Below are 17,129 nucleotides of genomic sequence, written 5' to 3'. Positions count from 1 at the left end.
GCTCACCATGCCCCACCCGGCGGAGGCGCGTCCTCGCGCAGCGCCGAACCCTCGATCAGCCCGTACGGCCGGTCCGCGGCGAAGAACACCTCACCGGGGTTGTCCAGCCCGAAGGGCGACAGATCGACCAGGAAGTGGTGCTTGTTCGGCAGGGCCAGCCGGACCTCCACCACGTCCGGCTGGCCGGTGAGCACCCTGGAGCCCATCGCGTGCAGGGTCTGCTGCAGGGAGAAGCTGTGCGTGTCGGCGAACGCGGCCAGCAGCGCGGCCTTGGCCTGCCGGTGCGACTGCGCCCAGTCCCGCTCCCCGGCGTCCCGGTGCCGCCAGCGGGCGTCCACCGCGGTGGCCAGGATGCGGTCGGTGGCCTCGGGCAGGGTGGTGTACTCGTCCTTGACGTAGCCCCAGAACTCCGAGCCGGTGGAGTTGAGCACGGTCAGCTCGGTGACCCCGGAGACCACCCAGGCGGTGTCCCCGTCGTAGGTGACCGTGGTGGTCCGGGTGCCGTCGCCGGTGCGGTGGAAGGAGTGCGAGGCGGGCTGGCCGTCCACCAGCGTCCGGGTCCAGCCGTACTGCTCGATGGCCACCCTGGCGCGGTGGATCGCGGGCTGGGAGTCGACGAAGTGCCGGGCCAGCCGCAGCGCGAAGTCCTCGATCTGGCCGACGCCGTCCCTGGCGAAGGCGTAGACGGTGTTCTTCTGGCTGTCGGTGGGCAGCACCTTGGCGTTGTCACCGCTGAGATGGGTCTCGGCCAGATCCCCCGACAGGGCGATGCTGACATTCAGATCCGTGATGTGGTGCCCGGCCGCGCCCCGGTCGATCCGCACCAGCCGGACCTCGGCCTTGCCGTACTGGTTGTCGCCCAACACGATGCCCACGGTCAGCTCCCCCGGTAGGTCGAGTACGCGAACGGGCTCAGCAGCAGCGGCACGTGGTGGTGCTCGGCCGGGTCGGCGACCAGGAAGCTGATCACCACCTCCGGGTAGAACACCGGCCTGCCGGTGGCGGCCAGGTATGGCCCGGTGTGGAAGAACAGCCGGTGCGCGCCCTCGGCGATGGGCAGGTCCCGCAGCCTGCCGTCGGCGTCGGTGACCCCCTCGGCGACCTGCTGCCACACCGCGTTGTCCAGGTGTTCCAGGTGCACCCGCACCCCGGCCGCCGGGCGGCCCAGCGCCGCGTCCAGCACGTGCGTGGAGATCGCCATCAGCCCACCATCTTGGTCAGTCGCAGTCGGACGATCCCGGCCAGCTCGGCCTTGACCACCTCACGTTCGGCGAAGGGCTCGTTGCCCAGCCGGTGCCGCAGCGCGGAGAGGATCTCGCCAGCGGTCTTGCCGGTCGCGCAGATCAGGAACACGTGCCCGAACCTGGCCTCGTAGCGCTGGTTGCCCTCCACCAGCTGCCGCTGCACGTCGGCGTCCACGGTCTTGGCCGCGGCTTGCTCGCCCCGCGACCAGCGGGCCTCCTGACCGCCGCCGGTGGCGCGCTGCCCGATCCGCGGGTGCGCGTCCAGGGCCTGCCGCAGCTGGGTCCAGTCCAGCGCCTTGAGCGCGTCCGCCCCGGCGGTCTGCAGGGCGCGCAGGTCGCGGTAGGGGCGTCCGGCCAGCACCCGGCGGATCCACGCCGGGCTCGCGCAGCACGCGCGCAACAGCTCGACCGCCCTGGACTCGGGCAGCGCGTTGAACTCCTCCAGCAACTCCCGGACCCCCGTTACACGGTGCTCACCAGGTGGTGTCGGCCAGTACATCCAGGTTGGGCACGCTGCGACTAGGTATGAGAAGCATGAAAACGCCGTCTTGTGCGGGCCGCTCTTTTGTGGCTTCCTCCAATGCGGTGAGCTGAGGTGGAGGCGACGCGGATGCGGTTGCGCACACTGCTGGCGGTCTCGGAGCTGAAGCTGGTCCTGCTGACCGGCGCGCAGCACCTGGACCGGCCGGTGCGCTGGGTGTACACCACCGACCAGCGCGACCCCAGCCGCTACCTCTCCGGCGGCGAGCTGGTGCTCACCGGCATGGTGTGGCGGCGCGGGCCGGAGGACGCGGAGGCCTTCGTCTCCGCGATCGCCGCCGCCGGGGTGGCCGGACTGGCCGCCGGGGACGCCGAGTTCGGCTCCGTGCCCCCTGACCTGGTCGAAGCCTGCGCCCGGCACGGGGTGCCGCTGTTCGAGGTGCCCATCGACGTCTCCTTCGCCACCATCACCGAGCGGATCGTGCTGGCGCTGGCCGCGGACCGGCCGGACCACGCCGCGGTGGCGCTGGACCGGCACCGCCGCCTGGTCGAGGCGGTGGCCGAGGGCGCGGGCCTGGCCACCCTGCTGGAGCTGGGCTCCACCGGGATCGGCGCGCACTGCTGGGTGCTCTCGCCCACCGGCCGGGTGGTCGCGGGCAGCACCCGCCCGCCCTCGCCGGGCAAGCGGGAGCTGCTGGTCCGGCAGTTCCTGCAGGCCGACCGGCTGCCGCGCACGGTGCGGCACCGGGACAGCCCGCCGTGCACCCTGCTGCCGGTGCCGGGGCGTGGCGGGCAGCGGATGGCCAGCTGGTTCCTGGTGGTCGACGGCGACCAGGAGCAGTGGGACCAGGGCCAGCGGGAGGTGGCCGGGGAGCTGGCCACCCTGGTCTCGCTGGACCGCTCCAGGCTGGAGGAGCGGCGGCGGGTGGAGAACCGCTCGTTCGCGCCGCTGCTGCACGCGCTGACCACCGGCCGGGCCGGGGCGGGGGAGATCGAGTCCCGGCTGGCCGCGGCCGGGCTGGCGCCGGGGGACGCGGTGTGCGCGCTGTCGGCGGCCACCGTCGGCGGCGGGCCGGGACTGGCCGCGCTGGTGCTCGGCGAGCTGGCCGCCGAACGCGCCAGCCGGGTGTTGCTGGGCACCCTCGGCGAGGAGGCCTGCGCGGTGCTCTCCGGCGACCCGGAGTCGCTGACCGGCGCCCTGCGCGAGCTGCGCGCCGCGGTGGAGGTGGTCGAACCGGGGCTCGGCTCGGCCCGGCTGGTGATCGGGATCAGCGGGGTGACCAGCGCCTCCGGCCTGGCCGGCGCGGTGGAGGAGGCACGGCACGCGCGCACCCTGGCCGAGCACCGGGACGCCAGGACCGCGGTGGTGGCCGCCGAGGAGATCGCCTCGCACCTGCTGCTGCTGGCCACCGTGCCCGAGGAGCTGCGCCGCTCCTTCGCGCACCGGCTGCTCGGCCCGCTGCGCGGTTACGACCGGGAGCACGGCTCCGACCTGGTGGCCACCCTGCGGGTCTTCCTGGACTGCGCGTGCTCGCCGACCAAGACCGCGGCCAGGCTGCACGTGCACGTCAACACGCTGCGCTACCGGATCGCCAGGATCGAGGAGCTGACCGGCCGCGACCTGAGCTGCTTCCCCGATCGGGTGGACCTGTACCTCGGGCTGAACCTGGACCCCGGCTGACCGGGCCAGTCAAGATCATTCGTCGGGGAGGTGTGGCACTGTCGGGGGTATGACTCCGGAGCCGGTGGTCCGTCCGCGCGGGGACGCCTTCGACGCCGCGGTGGAAACCCTGGCCGTGGCCTACCTCGACGATCCGCTGGTGAGCTGGCTGTTCCCGGAACCGACCAGCAGGCTGCGCTTCCAGCGCGGCTTCATCCGGTTCCTGCTGGCCGCCGGTGAGGCCGAGCTGGAGACCACGGCGGCGGGGGCCGCGGTCGCGCTGTGGCTGACCGTGGAGGCCAACGGCGAGTTCACCGGCCTCACCGCCGACGAGCTGACCGCCCTGCACGCCTCCTTCGGCCCGGCCGCGCACCGCCTGGCCGAGCTCGGCGGCGAGTTCACCCGGCGGCACCCGCACGGCGAGCGGCACCTGTACCTGCCGCTGATCGGCGTGCTGCCGGAGGCCCGCGGCCAGGGCCACGGCAGCCTGCTGCTGCGCCACCGCCTGGCCGGGAGCAGCCTGCCCGCCTACCTGGAGGCCAGCACCGGACGCGGCGTCGCGCTCTACGCCCGCCACGGCTTCGTGCCCCTCGGCGACCCGATCCACCTCCCCGGCGGCCCCGACTGCCACCCCATGTGGCGCCCAGCCCCCTGACCCCACCCCGAGTGTTGGCCGTTCTCGTACGCCGTGTTGGCCGTTGCGGTACGAGATCCGTGGTCGGCACCGGAACCAGGCGTACGACAACGGCCAACACCGTGTACGACAACGGCCAACACTCGGGGTGGGGTTGCCGCGGGCAGGTGATTGCAGCTAGTGACCGCTTGGACACGGTGTTACGTTGTGTGCAACGTTGGAAACGGGCTGGGGAGGACGACGTTGAGACGCACTTTCATGCGGTTGTGGCTGGTCGTGCTGGGCACGCTCGCGCTGACCGGGGCGCTGCTGCCCGGCACCGCGCTGGCGGTGGACCTGCCGGGCGGCAAGCGGATCTACGCGGTCACCATCGGCCAGGTGGCGCCCGCTGGCACGACGCCGACCGGGAACGAGTTCTCCCGGCTGGCCATGTACTACTTCAACGGCGACGGCACCGTGCGGGAGGGGTTCTGGTTCTGGAGCTGGAACCAGGGCTACCCGGGGGTGCCGATCCGCACCACCTCGGCCGGCTGTGACAACTGCAAGATCCACACCGCCGGTGGCTTCCAGACCGGGGCCGAGGTCAAGTCGCTCCACGGCAAGTACACCACCAGCGGCAACCAGGTCACCGTCACCTGGGACGGCGGGGTGACCGAGAACTGGACCGTGGCCACGCCGGAGCCGGGGATCAGCGCGATCTCGCTGACCGGGTCCAGCTACGGCGCGAACGTGGGCCAGGGCTACGGCAGCAACGCCAGCAACGACCTGGCCATCCCGATGAACGAGGTGCCCAAGAAGGCCTACCGGGGCCGCTACGCGCACAACTTCTACGTCCAGCCCTCGGGTTCCACCCCGGGCAGGCTGTCCTCCGGCACCGGCGCGTCCAAGATCGACCTGGCGCTGGAGGGCTGGAAGCAGTGCAACGGCGACTGCCTGAGCGGTCTGTTCGACGCCGGTCCCAACGCCTGCACCGCCTGCCCGGACGGCAAGCCGGGCAAGATCCGGTACTACATGGCCTCCGAGGGCGGGCGGAAGAACTTCTACGAGCACTTCTGCACCTGCCTGGTGCAGGGCGGCAGCACGCCCTGCTACACCGGCGGCTCGCACCGCAAGCCGCAGCTGCAGGTGATCGACGACGCGGGCAAGTTCCGCGGCTGGGTGGGCATCGAGGCCCAGCACCGGGAGCCGCGGCGCGGCACGCTCGGCGTGCACTGGCACGTCGACCTCTGAGCCAGGCCCCACTCCAGGGGACGGCGGTGGTGGGGCCGCCCCCTGGAGTGAGCTCAGTACATCGCGCGGCGGCTGATCTTCTCGGTGAACCAGGCGAACCGGCTGCCCAGCAGGGCCTGGAGCACGTTGAGCGCGTGTGCGTCCGGGCCGATCAGGATGCGCGCCTGGCCGCGCTGGATGCCGCGGATGATGGTCCGGGCGGCGGCCGGCGCGCTGGTGCCCGCGATGCGGTCGAAGGCCGAGCTCAGCGACTTGCCGTACTCCGGCGTGCTGTGCCGGGCGTTGTTCACGATGTTGGTCTTGATCCCGCCGGGGTGCACGCAGCTCACGCCCACCGGGTGCCCGTCGATGCGCAGCTCCTGGCGCAGTGACTCGGTGAAGCCGCGCACCGCGTACTTGGCCGCGTGGTAGGCGGTCTGGCGGGGCACGGTCATCAGGCCGAACAGGCTGGAGATGTTGACCAGGTAGCCGTCCCCGGAGGCGATCAGGTGCGGCAGGAACGCCTTGGTGCCGTTGAGCACGCCGCCGAAGTCGATGTTCATCACCCAGTCGAAGTCGGTGATGTCGGTCTCGGTGAAGCTGGACGTGGCGGTCACCCCGGCGTTGTTGACCACCAGCTCGGCCCGGCCGAAGTCGCCGACCACCTCGTCGGCGTGCGCCAGCACCGCGGCCCGGTCGGCCACGTCCAGGTGGTAGCCCTTGGCCCGCGCGCCGATCCGCTCGGCCTGGCGCACCGTCTCGGCCAGCCCGTAGTCATCCACATCGGACAGTGCCAGCTGCGCGCCCCGGCGCGCCAGGTCCAGGGCCAGCGCCCGGCCGATGCCGGAACCGGCTCCGGTGATCACAGCGACCCTGCCGCGGAACTCCCGCATGTCAGTGCACCGCCTCATCGGTCTTGGTCACCGCGGCGACCTCCTCGGTTGCACGCAGCCGGATCGAGTAGGCCTGCGCGTCGAACTTGCGGGTGAGCTGCCGGTAGCTCCAGGTAAAGGTAGGCCAGAGGGTGGTGTTGCGCCCCTTGGCATCCAGGTACCAGCTCTCACAGCCGCCGGTCAGCCAGACCGTGCCCCGCATCTGCTTCTGCACCTGCTCGTTGAAGGCGTGCACCCGGTCCACCCTCGGGTCCAGCTCGACGACCTCCTTGCGCCCCAGCACCTTCAGCGCGTCCATCACGTAGTTCACCTGCGACTCGATCATGAACACGATCGAGTTGTGGCCGAGGCCGGTGTTCGGGCCGACCAGCATGAACAGGTTGGGGAACCCGGCGATGGTGGTGCCCTTGTACGCCTCCATGCCGTCCTGCCAGGCCTCGCCGAGGCGGACCCCGCCGCGGCCGTAGACCTTCTCCAGCGAGGGCGGGTCGGTGGCGTGGAAGCCGGTGCCGAAGATGATGGTGTCCACCGGGTGCTCGGTGCCGTCCGCGGTGACCACGGAGTTGGCCCGCACCTCGGTGATCCGGTCGGTGACCACGTCCACATTGGACTGCGCGACGGCGGGGTAGTAGTCGTTGGAGATGAGGATCCGCTTGCAGCCCATGGCGAAGGTGGGTAAGAGCTTCTTGCGCAGCTCCTTGTCCTTCACCGCGCGGAACAGGTTCTTCCTGGCCCAGCGCTCGCCGAGGCGCAGCATCTTGGGCTGCCGGGTGAAGCCGATGACGTAGGTCTCGCGGCCCCAGTAGATGGCCGCGCGCACCAGCCGCTGCAACGGCGGGAACCACCGGAACAGGGTGCGCTCGACACTGGTGATCGGCCGGTCCCGGCGCGGCATCACCCAGGGCGCGGTGCGCTGGAACAGCCGCAGCCGCTCCACCTTCGGCTGGATCTGTGGCACGAACTGGATGGCCGAGGCGCCGGTGCCGATCACCGCGACCTTCTTGCCGGTCAGGTCGTAGTCGTGGTCCCAGCGCGCGGAGTGGAAGGCGTGGCCCTGGAAGGTGTCCAGGCCCTTGATGTCGGGCAGCTGCGGCTCGCACAGCGGGCCCATGCCGGAGACCAGCACCTTGGCCGCGAAGGTGCCCTGGCTGGTGCGCACGATCCACCGGCCGCGCGCCTCGTCCCAGTCCGCGCGCTCCACGTCGTGGCCGAAGCGGATGTGCGGGTAGACGCCGTGCTCGCGCGCGGTGCGGCGCAGGTAGCGCCAGATCTCCGGCTGCGGGGAGAACGAGCGGGTCCAGTTGGGGTTGGGCGCGAAGGAGAAGGAGTACAGGTGCGAGGGCACGTCGCAGGCCGCGCCGGGGTAGGTGTTGTCCCGCCAGGTGCCGCCGACCTCCTGCGCGCGTTCCAGCAGGACGAAGTCGGTGATGTCGCGCTGTTTCATCCGGATGGCCATGGCGAGGCCGGCGAATCCGGTGCCGATGACGGCTACGTGCACCTCGTGCATGAGCTGGCCTCCTTATTGACTGCTGTTCAATAAGCTAGTGGCGCTGTTGAGCCGAAGTCAATAAGCTGTTCGTTGTGGCCCAGCGCACTCGTCTCAGCCCCGAACTCCGGCGGGCTCAGCTGCTCAAGCTCGGCGTGGAGCTGCTCTCCACCCGCACCCTGGACGAGCTCTCCATCGAGGACCTGGCCGCCGAGGCCGGTATCTCCACCGGCCTGCTCTTCCACTACTTCGGCTCCAAGCGCGAGTTCCACCTGGCGGTGGCCAGGGCCGCGGCCGCCCAGCTGCTGGAGTTCCTGGCCCCGGACAAGGCGCTGGAGCCCGCGCCGCGGATGCGGCAGAGCCTGCGCGGGTTCGTCGACTACGTGAGCCAGAACCGGGACGCCTACACCTCGCTGGTGCGCGGCGCGGCCACCGGCGACGAGGCCATGCGCGCGCTGTTCGAGGAGACCAGGACCGCGATCGCGGACATCGTGCTCGACAACGTGCGCGAGCTGGGCATCGAGTCCACCCCGGCGCTGGTGATGACCGTGCGCGGCTGGGTCGCCTTCGTCGAGGAGGTCACCATCAGCTGGCTGCGCGAGCCGCGGATCGACCGGGACGCCCTGCTGGACCTGCTGGAACGCGGCTTCTTCCAGCTGGCCATGGTGGCCGTCGGCGCGGACGCGGTGTCGCCGTACCTGCCCGATCCGTCCTGATTCGCGCACCGGGACCGCTCATCCGGTCGGATGAGTCGCGGTGCTACCGTCAATGCCGTGCGCAGCCGGTACCTCAGCCCTGGATGGCTGGCCGGGCATGTCCTGGTGCTGTTGTGCGCGCTCGTCTGCGGCTGGCTCGGCTGGTGGCAGCTGGAGCGGGCGCTGTCCTCCACCGGCAGCGGGCTGAACCTGGGCTACGCGTTGCAGTGGCCGCTGTTCGGCGTCTTCGGCATCGTCGCCTGGATCCGGTTCCTGCGCATGGAGGCCACCCGCGACGAGGAGGACGGCGAGGCCGCCGAGACCCCTGAGTCCGCCGAGCCCGTGGTGCCCGCGCAGGCGGCGGAACCGGTGGCGGAGAAGTGGCTGCCGGGGCGGCCCCGGCCCGCGGCCCAGGACGCGGACATCGACCCCGAGCTGGCGGAGTACAACCGCTACCTCAAGCAGAAGGCGGAACAGTGGCAACAAAGGTGAAGCCGGGCACGCTGTCCCGGTTCCGGATCATGGCCTACATCGTCGGCGTCGGCCTGCTGCTGCTGGTCGTGGTGGCCATGCCGCTGAAGTACCTGGCCGACATGCCCGGCCCGGTCGCGGTCATCGGCCCGATCCACGGTTTCCTCTACGCCATCTACCTGGTGCTCGCCTTCGACCTGGCGATCAAGAGCAAGTGGTCCATCGGCGGCACCCTGCTGGTGCTGCTGGCCGGGACGGTGCCGTTCCTGTCCTTCGTGGCCGAGCGCTGGGTGACCCGCAAGGTGCAGGCCGGCGAGCGGATCTAGCCGGCTGAGCCGGAAGCGCGCTGCTTGACCAGCACCTCGATGCCGTCGAGCACCCTGGCCAGCCCGAACTCGAAGTTGTGCGCCGGATCGGCCGCGGCGCCGTGCTCCATGCCCGCGGCCTGGCCGACCCGGCTGGCCACCGGGTAGCGCGCCGGGTCCAGCACCTTGCCCAGCAGCGGCGCGTGCGCCTGCCACCACTGCTCGTCGGTGACCCCGCTGCGCGCGGCGGCCACCGCCGACTCCACCGCGCCGCGCACCGCGCTGTGCGTGAAGTCCAGCACCAGCCACAGCACCGAGTCCATCTCCACGTCGGACAGGCCGATGCCGTCGATCGCGCTGAGCTCGTGGTCGTACTTGGCGGTCACGTTCGGGCCCAGCACCGGACGGCTCATCAGCACGTAGGGCAGCCAGTTGTGCCGCTGGTACAGCTCCTTGTTCTGCCGCGCCACGTGCTCCAGCCGGTCCCGCCAGGTGCCGGGCGGGTGCTCCCTGGTGATCTCGCCGAAGACGGTGTCCAGCATGACGTCGATCAGCTCGCCCTTGCCCGGCACGTAGGTGTAGAGCGACATGGTGCCCACGCCCAGCTCCTCGGCCACCCTGCGCATGGACAGCGCGCCAAGGCCCTCGGCGTCGGCGATCCCGATGGCGGCGCGCACGATCCGGTCCACGTTCAGCTCGGGCTTGCCCTTGCGGCTGGCCCGTTCGCTGGTGCGCCACAACAGGGCGAGGCTGCGGGCCGGGTCCCCGTGGCCGCTGAACTCGATAGTCGACATGGCCGGATCAGCCTAAACGGGTGTGGTTGAGGTGTCTCGGGCCGGGTATTCGGCTGACCGTACCCACCACGAGGAGGACCCCATGACTCGCGACGCCGTTTCGCTCATCAAGGCCGATCACCGGGTGCTGGAGCGGTTGTTCGAGCAGGTCAAGCAGGCCGACCCGAAGCAGAGGGCAAGCCTGGTGCACGAGGTCGAGGCGCGGTTGAACGCGCACAGCAGGGCCGAGGAGGAGCACGTCTACCCCGCCCTGATCGCGGCCGATCCCGACGAGCGCGGCGAGGTGCACCACGGCGCGGAGGAGCACCTGGAGGCCGAGGAGCTGCTGACCAAGGCCAAGGAGAGCACCCTCAACTTCAGCGGCAAGTTCCAGAAGTTCGTCGACGCGGTCCAGCACCACATCGAGGAGGAGGAGACCGACCTCCTCCCCGCCCTGCGCAAGGCCGTCTCCGCCGATGAGCTCAAGCGTCTCGGCGAGCAGTTCGACAAGGCGCGCAGGCAGCACCTGGCCGAGGCCGGGATCACCGCCGAGGTGCCCGCACAGGGCGAGACGAGCGGCGAGCCCACCAAGGAGGAGCTGTACGAGCAGGCCAAGGCCGCCGACATCCCCGGGCGGTCGAGCATGACCAAGGACCAGCTCGCCGAGGCAGTGCGCAAGGCCTGACCGCGGCGGGCGGAGGCGCCGGCCGGGTCGGCATGGGACTCAGCGACGAGCCCCGGCGGACTCAGATCGGCGCGGCCAGCGCCTCCTCCAAGGTCTCCCGCAGGTCGAACAGCGTGCTCAGGCCGGTGGTGGCCAGCGGGCGGAACACCGAGCGGTTCCCGGCCACCAGGCGCAGCGCGGTGCCCTTGTCCTGCGCCGCCTCCCTGGCCTCGACCAGCGCGGCCAGGCCGCTGGAACCCAGGAACGAGACCCCGGTCAGGTCGATGACCAGCAGCGGGCGGCTGCGCGCCAGCTGCTCCTCGATGCCGGTCTTGAGCAGCGGGGTGGTGAGCAGGTCGACCTCGCCGCCGACCTTGAGCACCCCGGCTAGCTCGGTCGAGGCCGCCGAGTCGAGGTCGATCAACGCCGCCGCGCGAGTCTGGTCCTCCGCGAACTCATCGGCCGTCGACACAGCGTCCTCCACTGAAGCTTCCGCAAGTGAACAGGCGTTTCACTTTTACCGTAAGCAGGTACTGGGTAAGGCACAACATAGCCGGGGCGCACGACACCGGCGCGGTCGGAGGGCGGACCGACGCACAGGAGGGCCTGGATGTTGGCAAGCGAGCGCACGGGCAGCGGCGACCCCGAGGAGTCCGAGGGGAACCAGGAGCGGATCGCGGCGTTCGAGGACCTGCCCGCGATCGTCTGGGCCTTCGCCGGACCCCGGCACGTGGTGGTCGCGGCCAACCGGGCGGCCCGGGCCAGCATCGGCAACCGGCGCGAGGTGCTCGGCAGGCCCATCCGCGAGGTGATGCCGGAGGCGGCCGGTCAGCACATCTTCCCGCTGCTCGACGAGGTCTACCGGACCGGTAAACCCATGCGTGGCGAGGAACGGCGGGTGCTCATCGATGTCAACGGCGACGGCAAGGCCGAGGAGGGCTACGTCTCCTTCTCCCTGGTGCCCAGGCTGGCCGCGGGCGGAGCGGTCATCGGCCTGCTCGCCATGGTCACCGACGCCACCGGCAGTGTGCGTGGCCGACTGGCCGCCCAAGCCGGTGAGCAGCGGATGAGCGAGCTACGGGACGAGGAGCACCACATCGTGCGGGCGTTGCAGGACAGCCTGCTGCCCACCGCGCTGCCGGTGCTGCCGGGCGCGAGGCTGGCCGCCCGCTACGCCACCGCGGGCTCGGTGCTCAGCGCGGGCGGCGACTGGTACGACGCGATCAGCCTCGGCGACGGCAGGCTCGCGATCAGCGTCGGCGACGTGGTCGGCAGCGGGCCGGGCGCGGCCGCGGTGATGGGCCAGCTGCGCAGCGCGCTCACCGCCTACCTGCTGGCCGGCATGGACCTGGCCGAGGTGATCACCCGGCTGGGCGAGTTCGCCAGGCAGACCCCGCAGGCCGCGGGCGCCACCGCCTGCGTGGCGGTGCTGGACCCGGCGCGCGGCGAGCTGACCTACACCAGCGCGGCGCACCCGCCGATCGTCCGGGCCAGGCCGGGCAGGCAGGCGGAGTACCTGCCGAGGGCGGCCGGCACCCCGCTCGCGCTCGGCGCGGGCGAGTTCGAGGTGCGCAAGGCCGAGGTGGCCGCCGACGACCTGCTGATCTTCTACTCCGACGGCGCGGTGGACCGCACCGGCCAGTCCCCGCACCGCAGCGCGGCCGGTCTGCTGGCCTGCGCGGCCGAGGTGGCCGCGGAGCTGGAGACCAGCCTGGAATCCCGCTGCGACCGGCTGCTGGCCGGTCTGCTCAGCTCAGGCCCCCCGGAGGACGACATCGCGCTGCTGCTGCTCCGGATCCAGGAGCCCTCGGCTGGGCTGCACCGCACCGTGCCCGGCCGCTCCGACCAGCTCGGCGGGCTGCGCCGGGACCTGCGCGACTGGCTGGCCGAGCGGGAGATAGACGGCGAGGACGCGCTGGCCGTGCAGATCGCGGTCGGCGAGGCCACCGCGAACGCGGTCGAGCACGCCTACGCCGACCTGGAGCCCGGCCCGGTCACGCTGACCGCCGACCTGGACCAGACCGGCACGCTGCGGCTGACGGTCACCGACTCCGGCAACTGGCGGCCGCCGTCGGAGGACCCGCAGGGGCGGGGGAGGGGACTGCTGCTGATGCAGGCCGCGATGGACACGGTGCGGGTCCGGCACACCGAGGACGGCACCACCATCGACCTGCGCCGACGGCTGGGTGCGGGGCCCGGCCGGGAGGTCGAGCCCGGCCCCGACGAGCTGGGCATGGACATCGGGCACGGCGCGCACGGCCCGGAGGTCCGGCTGCACGGCGCGATCGACTCCACCACGGTGGACCTGGTGCAACCGGTGCTGCGCCGCACCAGCAGGGGCGGCGCGCTGGCGCTGACCGTGGACCTGGCCGAGGTCAGCTACCTGGCCAGTGCCGGGGTGCGGATGTTCTTCGAGCTGGCCGCCGAGGCCGAGGCCGCGGGCGGACGGCTGGTGCTGTGCGCGCCGGAGGGGACCTCGGCCAGCTACGTGGCCAGGCTGACCGGGCTGGACGCCTACGTGGAGGTGAGGGCCAACTGAACGCGACACCTCCACGAGGCGCCGCGTCCAGTGTGCCCGTGCCCTGGCCCGGGGACTCAGCCCTTGTCGAAGGTCTGGTCGCCGGGGATGGCGCTGGCCCGGAAGTCGCTGATGGCCTGCTTGGCCGCGAACACCGCGGCGACTGCCTGACCGACCGCGATCGCGCCCTTCAGGCTGACGATGTTCTTCTCCCGCACCAACCTCATGAGCAAGCGGACCGTGTTGATCGCCGACACCGCGGCGAAGGCCAGCTTCAGGCCCCCCTGGGCCATCTCGAGCTTGTCCACAGTGGACCTGGCCTTGACGCTGTCCATCCGGCTCCTCCTTCGACGACTGACATGGATCGGGTACCCCCTATGGCCGGAACCACGCACTCCGCCCCGGCGTTCGCGTCACCCGCTGCGTATTCTCCGGTGGAGCAGGAAGGCAGGCCGGAGGTGGGTGACCAAGAGGGCGGCGAGCGGTACTCGATCGTGCTGGTCGAGGACGACCGGGGGGATGCGTTCCTGGTCGAGGAGCTGCTGGCCGAGGCCGGACTGAACGTCGAGCTGCACTGGGCGCGCAGTGTCGCGGCCGCGCGGGCGCACCTGCGGCCGGGGGTGCACTGCGTGCTGCTGGACCTCAACCTGCCCGACGCCGAGGGCTTCCAGGCCCTGCACACCGTGCTGGAGCGGGTGCCCGGCGCGGCCATCCTGGTGCTCACCGGGCACGCCGACGAGCACCGCGGCGTGCAGGCGGTGGCCGCCGGCGCGCAGGACTACCTGGTCAAGGGGCAGGTCGACGGCGGGCTGCTGGCCAAGGCGATCCGCTTCTCGGTGGAGCGCAAGCGGGTCGAGGTCGGGCTGCGCAAGCTGCGCGAGGCCGCGCTGGTCGCCCAGGAGAACTCCCGGCTGGAACGCGGCCTGCTGCCCACCCCGCTGCTGGCCGACCCGCGCATCGGCTACCGCTCCCGGTACCGGCCCGGCCGCAGCCAGAGCCTGGTCGGCGGCGACTTCTACGACCTGGTCGAGGCCGAGGACGGCACCCTGTACACCCTGATCGGCGACGTGTCCGGGCACGGGCCGGACGAGGCCGCGCTCGGCGTGTGCCTGCGCGCGGGCTGGCGGACCCTGGTGCTGGCCGAGACCTCGCCGGAGCGGATGCTGCCCGCGCTCAACCGCAAGATCATCCGGCACCCGTACCCGCGGATGGTCTTCGCCACCGTGTGCATGCTGGTCTTCTCCCCCGACCGCACCGCGGTGGACCTGTACCTGGCCGGGCACCCGCCGCCGATCGCGCTGGCCGGCCAGGACACCCGGCAGCTGCCGGAGCAGCCCAGCGGACCGGCGCTGGGCATCTTCGAGAGCGCGGAGTGGCCGGCCCAGCGGCTGGAGCTGCCGCCGGAGTGGACGCTGATGCTGTACACGGACGGGCTGTTCGAGGGCAAGACCGGCCGGGGCCGGGAACGGCTCGGCGAGGACGGCCTGGTGCGGCTGCTGCGCGCCCACTCCGTCGCCGCGGCCACCCAGCAGGAGTGGCTGGACGAGCTGATCAACGAGGTGCAGCAGCTCAACGGCGGCCCGCTCACCGACGACGTGGCGCTGCTCCAGCTGTCCTTCCGCTCCGGTGCGGAGTGAGCGCCGGAGTGGCCGATAGACTGTCCACTGTGGAGGGACGGGTGCGCTGGTCGCTGCGGCGGCGGCTCGCGGTCGCCTTCGGCGTGCTCGGCGGGCTGCTGGCGATCGGCGTGCTGGCCGGGGTGCTGGCCGCCACCCGGCTCTTCGCCGCCAGCTCGGACGTGGTGGACGACGTGTCCCCGGCCCGGATCCGCTCGGCCGTGCTCGGCCAGACCTACGGCGACCAGCAGCTGGCCGTGCGCGACTACGTGCTCAGCGGCACCGAGAACCGGCTGGAGCGCTACCAGGCCGAGCGCACCGAGGAGTTCGCCACCCTGGCCAGGCTGCGCGAGCTGCTCGCGGGCCGGCCCGAGCTGCGGTCCAAGGTGGACGTCGTGCAGGCGGCGGCCGGCACCTGGCAGCGTGAGCTGGCCGAGCCGGCCATCGCGCGGGTGAAGGCCAGCGGGGCCAGCGGCGCGCTGCTGGGCGGCCTGGACTACACCGAGCCCAGGTTCGTCGCGTTGCAGGACGCGCTCAAGGAGCTGGATGCCGCCATCGGCGCGCAACGGCTGGTCAGCAAGGCCGCGATGGAGCGGGCGCTGTGGACGCTGACCGCGCTGGGCGTCGGGTTCGTGGCCTTCGCGCTGGTGTGCGCGGTGGCGCTGTGGCTGGCGCTGCGCCGCTGGGTGACCGCGCCGCTGGGCAGGCTCGGCGAGGAGACCACCAGGGTGGCCCAGGGCGACCTGTCCCGGCAGGTCGGCAGCGACGGGCCGCAGGAGATCGCCGCGCTGGCCGCGGACATCGAGGCCATGCGGGTGCAGATGTTCACCGCGCTGATGACCGCGGTGCGGGTGCAGGAGACGTTGCGGGAGCAGGCCGAGCAGCTCAACGAGTCCGCCGAGGACCTGCGCCGCTCCAACGCCGAGCTGGAGCAGTTCGCCTACGTCGCCTCGCACGACCTGCAGGAGCCGCTGCGCAAGGTGGCCAGCTTCTGCCAGCTGCTGCAACGCCGCTACGGCGGCCAGCTGGACGCGCGCGCCGACCAGTACATCGAGTTCGCGGCCGACGGCGCCAAGCGGATGCAGCAGCTGATCAACGACATGCTGGCCTTCTCCAGGGTGGGCCGGACCACCGGCGAGTTCACCGAGGTCGAGCTGGACGAGGTGCTGACGCGGGCGCTGACCAGCCTGAGCGCCAGCCGCGAGGAGACCGGCGCGGTGGTCGAGGCGGACCCGCTGCCGACGGTGCGCGGCAACGCCACCCTGCTGGCCCAGGTGCTGCAGAACCTGGTCGGCAACGCGATCAAGTTCCGCGGCGAGGCCGTCCCGCACATCCGGATCACGGTGGAACGGCACGCCGAGGAGTGGCTGTTCCGCTGCGCCGACAACGGGATCGGCATCGAGCCGCAGTACGCGGAGAAGATCTTCGTGATGTTCCAGCGGCTGCACGCCAAAGAGGACTACACCGGAACCGGCATCGGCCTTGCCCTGTGCCGCAAGATCATCGAACACCACGGCGGCCGGATCTGGCTCGACACCGAGATCAGCCAAGGCACTACCGTGTGCTGGACCCTGCCGGTTCTCGCCGAGGAGCACGAGTGATCGAACCCTCAGACATCCGCCCCATCGAGGTCCTGCTGGTCGAGGACGACCCCGGTGACGTGCTGATGACCACCGAGGCCTTCGAGGAGAACAAGGTCGGCAACCGCCTGCACGTGGTCAGCGACGGCGTGGAGGCGATGGCGTTCCTGCGCCGCGAGGGCAAGTACGCCGACGCGCCCCGCCCGGACCTGGTGCTGCTGGACCTCAACCTGCCCAAGATGGACGGGCGGGAGGTGCTGACCGCGATCAAGGGCGATGAGCAGCTGCGCCGCATCCCGGTGGTGATCCTGACGACCTCGGAGGCGGAGGAAGACGTGCTGCGCAGCTACCAGCTGCACGCCAACGCCTACGTCACCAAGCCGGTGGACTTCGAGCAGTTCGTGAAGGTGGTCCGCCAGGTGGACGACTTCTTCCTGACCGTGGTGCGGCTGCCCAGGGTGCAGTGACTGGTGGCGGCGGGTCGGGGTCCCGCCGCCACCCCGGGCCTCACCTGGCGAACTGGAACCAGTTCAGGTTGGCGAAGTTCGCGCCCCCGCCCCCGGCCGCCACCACGTGCAGCCGCTGCACCCCGGTCGCCGATCCGCTGACGGTCGCGCCGCGGCTGGCCCAGCTCTGCCAGCCACCCGTGCTCGCCGCGGACACGGTCGCGACCACCGGCCCGGCCGGTGAGCCCAGCCGGAACTCCAGGGTCCCGGTGGTGCTCGCGCCGGAGGCCAGGCGGGCGGTGACCGTGCGCGGTGCGGTGGCGCCGAAGTCCACGTCGGCGTAACCGAGGTGGTCGCCAGCGGCGATCCAGCCCACGTTGCGGCCGCAGCCGGCGTCGGTGCACCGCTGCACGTCGGTGCCGCGCTGCTCGTCGTAGTAGGCCGCGCCGATGATG

20 protein-coding genes are annotated in these 17,129 nt (G+C 71.7%); 11 read left to right on the top strand and 9 right to left on the bottom strand.

The window, feature by feature from the left end; translation table 11 throughout:
- Positions 1–2: 2 nt before the first annotated feature.
- Genes pucL through uraD form a run of 3 tightly spaced genes read right to left on the bottom strand, consistent with a single transcriptional unit; the run spans position 3 to position 1,692 of the window.
- Positions 3–875, bottom strand: coding sequence for a factor-independent urate hydroxylase (gene pucL, locus N8J89_RS32100; protein WP_283660734.1), 873 nt, complete (start codon positions 873–875; stop codon positions 3–5).
- Positions 876–877: 2 nt separating this feature from the next.
- Positions 878–1,204: a hydroxyisourate hydrolase gene (gene uraH / locus N8J89_RS32095; protein WP_283666295.1), complete on the bottom strand. Its 327-nt coding sequence runs from the start codon at positions 1,202–1,204 to the stop codon at positions 878–880.
- Positions 1,201–1,692 carry a 2-oxo-4-hydroxy-4-carboxy-5-ureidoimidazoline decarboxylase gene (uraD, locus tag N8J89_RS32090; protein ID WP_283660733.1) on the bottom strand — a complete coding sequence of 164 codons (492 nt, stop codon included), beginning with the start codon at positions 1,690–1,692 and terminating at the stop codon, positions 1,201–1,203. The genes uraH and uraD overlap by 4 nt, the downstream gene beginning before the upstream one ends.
- Positions 1,693–1,854: 162 nt before the next feature.
- On the opposite strand from uraD, the gene N8J89_RS32085 reads away from it, so the two are divergent.
- The 3 genes from N8J89_RS32085 (at position 1,855) to N8J89_RS32075 (ending at position 5,248) form a co-directional block, all read left to right on the top strand.
- Complete coding sequence (locus N8J89_RS32085) at positions 1,855–3,405, top strand: PucR family transcriptional regulator (RefSeq protein ID WP_283660732.1); 1,551 nt, start codon at positions 1,855–1,857, stop codon at positions 3,403–3,405.
- A gap of 49 nt (positions 3,406–3,454) precedes the next feature.
- Entirely contained in the window at positions 3,455–4,039 is a 585-nt protein-coding gene (locus N8J89_RS32080; RefSeq protein ID WP_283660731.1) for a GNAT family N-acetyltransferase, read from the top strand.
- A gap of 222 nt (positions 4,040–4,261) precedes the next feature.
- Positions 4,262–5,248 carry a hypothetical protein gene (locus N8J89_RS32075; RefSeq protein ID WP_283660730.1) on the top strand — a complete coding sequence of 329 codons (987 nt, stop codon included), beginning with the start codon at positions 4,262–4,264 and terminating at the stop codon, positions 5,246–5,248.
- Between the two features lie 53 nt (positions 5,249–5,301).
- Here N8J89_RS32075 and N8J89_RS32070 read toward each other — a convergent pair whose 3' ends face one another.
- Complete coding sequence (locus N8J89_RS32070; protein ID WP_283660729.1) at positions 5,302–6,120, bottom strand: SDR family NAD(P)-dependent oxidoreductase; 819 nt, start codon at positions 6,118–6,120, stop codon at positions 5,302–5,304.
- Between the two features lies 1 nt (position 6,121).
- A complete protein-coding gene (locus N8J89_RS32065) occupies positions 6,122–7,627 on the bottom strand; it encodes a flavin-containing monooxygenase (RefSeq protein WP_283660728.1) in 1,506 nt (501 codons plus the stop codon).
- Positions 7,628–7,701: 74 nt separating this feature from the next.
- Between N8J89_RS32065 and N8J89_RS32060 the strand changes: the two genes are divergently transcribed.
- Genes N8J89_RS32060 through N8J89_RS32050 form a run of 3 tightly spaced genes read left to right on the top strand, consistent with a single transcriptional unit; the run spans position 7,702 to position 9,098 of the window.
- The gene (locus tag N8J89_RS32060) at positions 7,702–8,322 is read left to right on the top strand and encodes a TetR/AcrR family transcriptional regulator (protein WP_283660727.1); all 621 of its coding nucleotides are present in this window, start codon (positions 7,702–7,704) and stop codon (positions 8,320–8,322) included.
- A 57-nt stretch (positions 8,323–8,379) separates the two neighbouring features.
- Positions 8,380–8,793, top strand: a complete 414-nt coding sequence (locus tag N8J89_RS32055; protein WP_283660726.1) for a hypothetical protein — start codon at positions 8,380–8,382, stop codon at positions 8,791–8,793.
- Positions 8,778–9,098, top strand: a complete 321-nt coding sequence (locus N8J89_RS32050) for a DUF3817 domain-containing protein (protein ID WP_283660725.1) — start codon at positions 8,778–8,780, stop codon at positions 9,096–9,098. Before N8J89_RS32055 ends, N8J89_RS32050 begins: the two co-directional genes overlap by 16 nt.
- Here N8J89_RS32050 and N8J89_RS32045 read toward each other — a convergent pair.
- On the bottom strand, positions 9,095–9,871 hold the full coding sequence (locus N8J89_RS32045) for a TetR/AcrR family transcriptional regulator (protein ID WP_283660724.1): 777 nt from the start codon (positions 9,869–9,871) through the stop codon (positions 9,095–9,097). The genes N8J89_RS32050 and N8J89_RS32045 overlap by 4 nt on opposite strands.
- Before the next feature lie 82 nt (positions 9,872–9,953).
- On the opposite strand from N8J89_RS32045, the gene N8J89_RS32040 reads away from it, so the two are divergent.
- A complete protein-coding gene (locus tag N8J89_RS32040) occupies positions 9,954–10,535 on the top strand; it encodes a hemerythrin domain-containing protein (RefSeq protein ID WP_283660723.1) in 582 nt (193 codons plus the stop codon).
- 61 nt (positions 10,536–10,596) lie between these two features.
- Here the strand turns inward: N8J89_RS32040 and N8J89_RS32035 are convergent, their stop codons facing one another.
- Complete coding sequence (locus tag N8J89_RS32035; RefSeq protein ID WP_283660722.1) at positions 10,597–10,986, bottom strand: STAS domain-containing protein; 390 nt, start codon at positions 10,984–10,986, stop codon at positions 10,597–10,599.
- 138 nt (positions 10,987–11,124) lie between these two features.
- Here N8J89_RS32035 and N8J89_RS32030 point away from each other — a divergent pair, with 138 nt between their 5' ends.
- A complete protein-coding gene (locus N8J89_RS32030) occupies positions 11,125–13,053 on the top strand; it encodes a SpoIIE family protein phosphatase (protein ID WP_283660721.1) in 1,929 nt (642 codons plus the stop codon).
- Between the two features lie 56 nt (positions 13,054–13,109).
- On the opposite strand, the gene N8J89_RS32025 is transcribed toward N8J89_RS32030, so the two are convergent.
- The gene (locus N8J89_RS32025; RefSeq protein ID WP_283660720.1) at positions 13,110–13,367 is read right to left on the bottom strand and encodes a hypothetical protein; all 258 of its coding nucleotides are present in this window, start codon (positions 13,365–13,367) and stop codon (positions 13,110–13,112) included.
- A 123-nt stretch (positions 13,368–13,490) separates the two neighbouring features.
- On the opposite strand from N8J89_RS32025, the gene N8J89_RS32020 reads away from it, so the two are divergent.
- The 3 genes from N8J89_RS32020 to N8J89_RS32010 are packed head-to-tail and all read left to right on the top strand — an operon-like array spanning position 13,491 to position 16,695.
- Entirely contained in the window at positions 13,491–14,669 is a 1,179-nt protein-coding gene (locus N8J89_RS32020; RefSeq protein ID WP_283660719.1) for a PP2C family protein-serine/threonine phosphatase, read from the top strand.
- 8 nt (positions 14,670–14,677) lie between these two features.
- Positions 14,678–16,249, top strand: a complete 1,572-nt coding sequence (locus N8J89_RS32015; RefSeq protein WP_283660718.1) for a sensor histidine kinase — start codon at positions 14,678–14,680, stop codon at positions 16,247–16,249.
- A complete protein-coding gene (locus tag N8J89_RS32010) occupies positions 16,246–16,695 on the top strand; it encodes a response regulator (RefSeq protein ID WP_283660717.1) in 450 nt (149 codons plus the stop codon). Before N8J89_RS32015 ends, N8J89_RS32010 begins: the two co-directional genes overlap by 4 nt.
- Positions 16,696–16,735: 40 nt before the next feature.
- On the opposite strand, the gene N8J89_RS32005 is transcribed toward N8J89_RS32010, so the two are convergent.
- A complete protein-coding gene (locus N8J89_RS32005) occupies positions 16,736–17,125 on the bottom strand; it encodes a carbohydrate-binding protein (protein WP_283666294.1) in 390 nt (129 codons plus the stop codon).
- Positions 17,126–17,129: the final 4 nt, after the last annotated feature.

The organism is Crossiella sp. CA-258035 (assembly GCF_030064675.1).
Classification (GTDB): domain Bacteria; phylum Actinomycetota; class Actinomycetes; order Mycobacteriales; family Pseudonocardiaceae; genus Crossiella.
The sequence above is the reverse complement of the archived record's forward strand: the minus strand, read 5'-3'. Positions and strand labels throughout refer to the sequence as shown.

What these genes read in the sequence shown, in the direction of transcription:
- N8J89_RS32040 (WP_283660723.1), top strand. Translation starts at nt 9,954, where the DNA reads ATGACTCGCGACGCCGTTTCGCTCATCAAGGCCGATCACCGGGTGCTG.
- N8J89_RS32085 (WP_283660732.1), top strand. Translation starts at nt 1,855, where the DNA reads ATGCGGTTGCGCACACTGCTGGCGGTCTCGGAGCTGAAGCTGGTCCTG.
- N8J89_RS32030 (WP_283660721.1), top strand. Translation starts at nt 11,125, where the DNA reads ATGTTGGCAAGCGAGCGCACGGGCAGCGGCGACCCCGAGGAGTCCGAG.
- N8J89_RS32070 (WP_283660729.1), bottom strand. Translation starts at nt 6,120, where the DNA reads ATGCGGGAGTTCCGCGGCAGGGTCGCTGTGATCACCGGAGCCGGTTCC.
- N8J89_RS32080 (WP_283660731.1), top strand. Translation starts at nt 3,455, where the DNA reads ATGACTCCGGAGCCGGTGGTCCGTCCGCGCGGGGACGCCTTCGACGCC.
- N8J89_RS32065 (WP_283660728.1), bottom strand. Translation starts at nt 7,627, where the DNA reads ATGCACGAGGTGCACGTAGCCGTCATCGGCACCGGATTCGCCGGCCTC.
- N8J89_RS32045 (WP_283660724.1), bottom strand. Translation starts at nt 9,871, where the DNA reads ATGTCGACTATCGAGTTCAGCGGCCACGGGGACCCGGCCCGCAGCCTC.
- N8J89_RS32025 (WP_283660720.1), bottom strand. Translation starts at nt 13,367, where the DNA reads ATGGACAGCGTCAAGGCCAGGTCCACTGTGGACAAGCTCGAGATGGCC.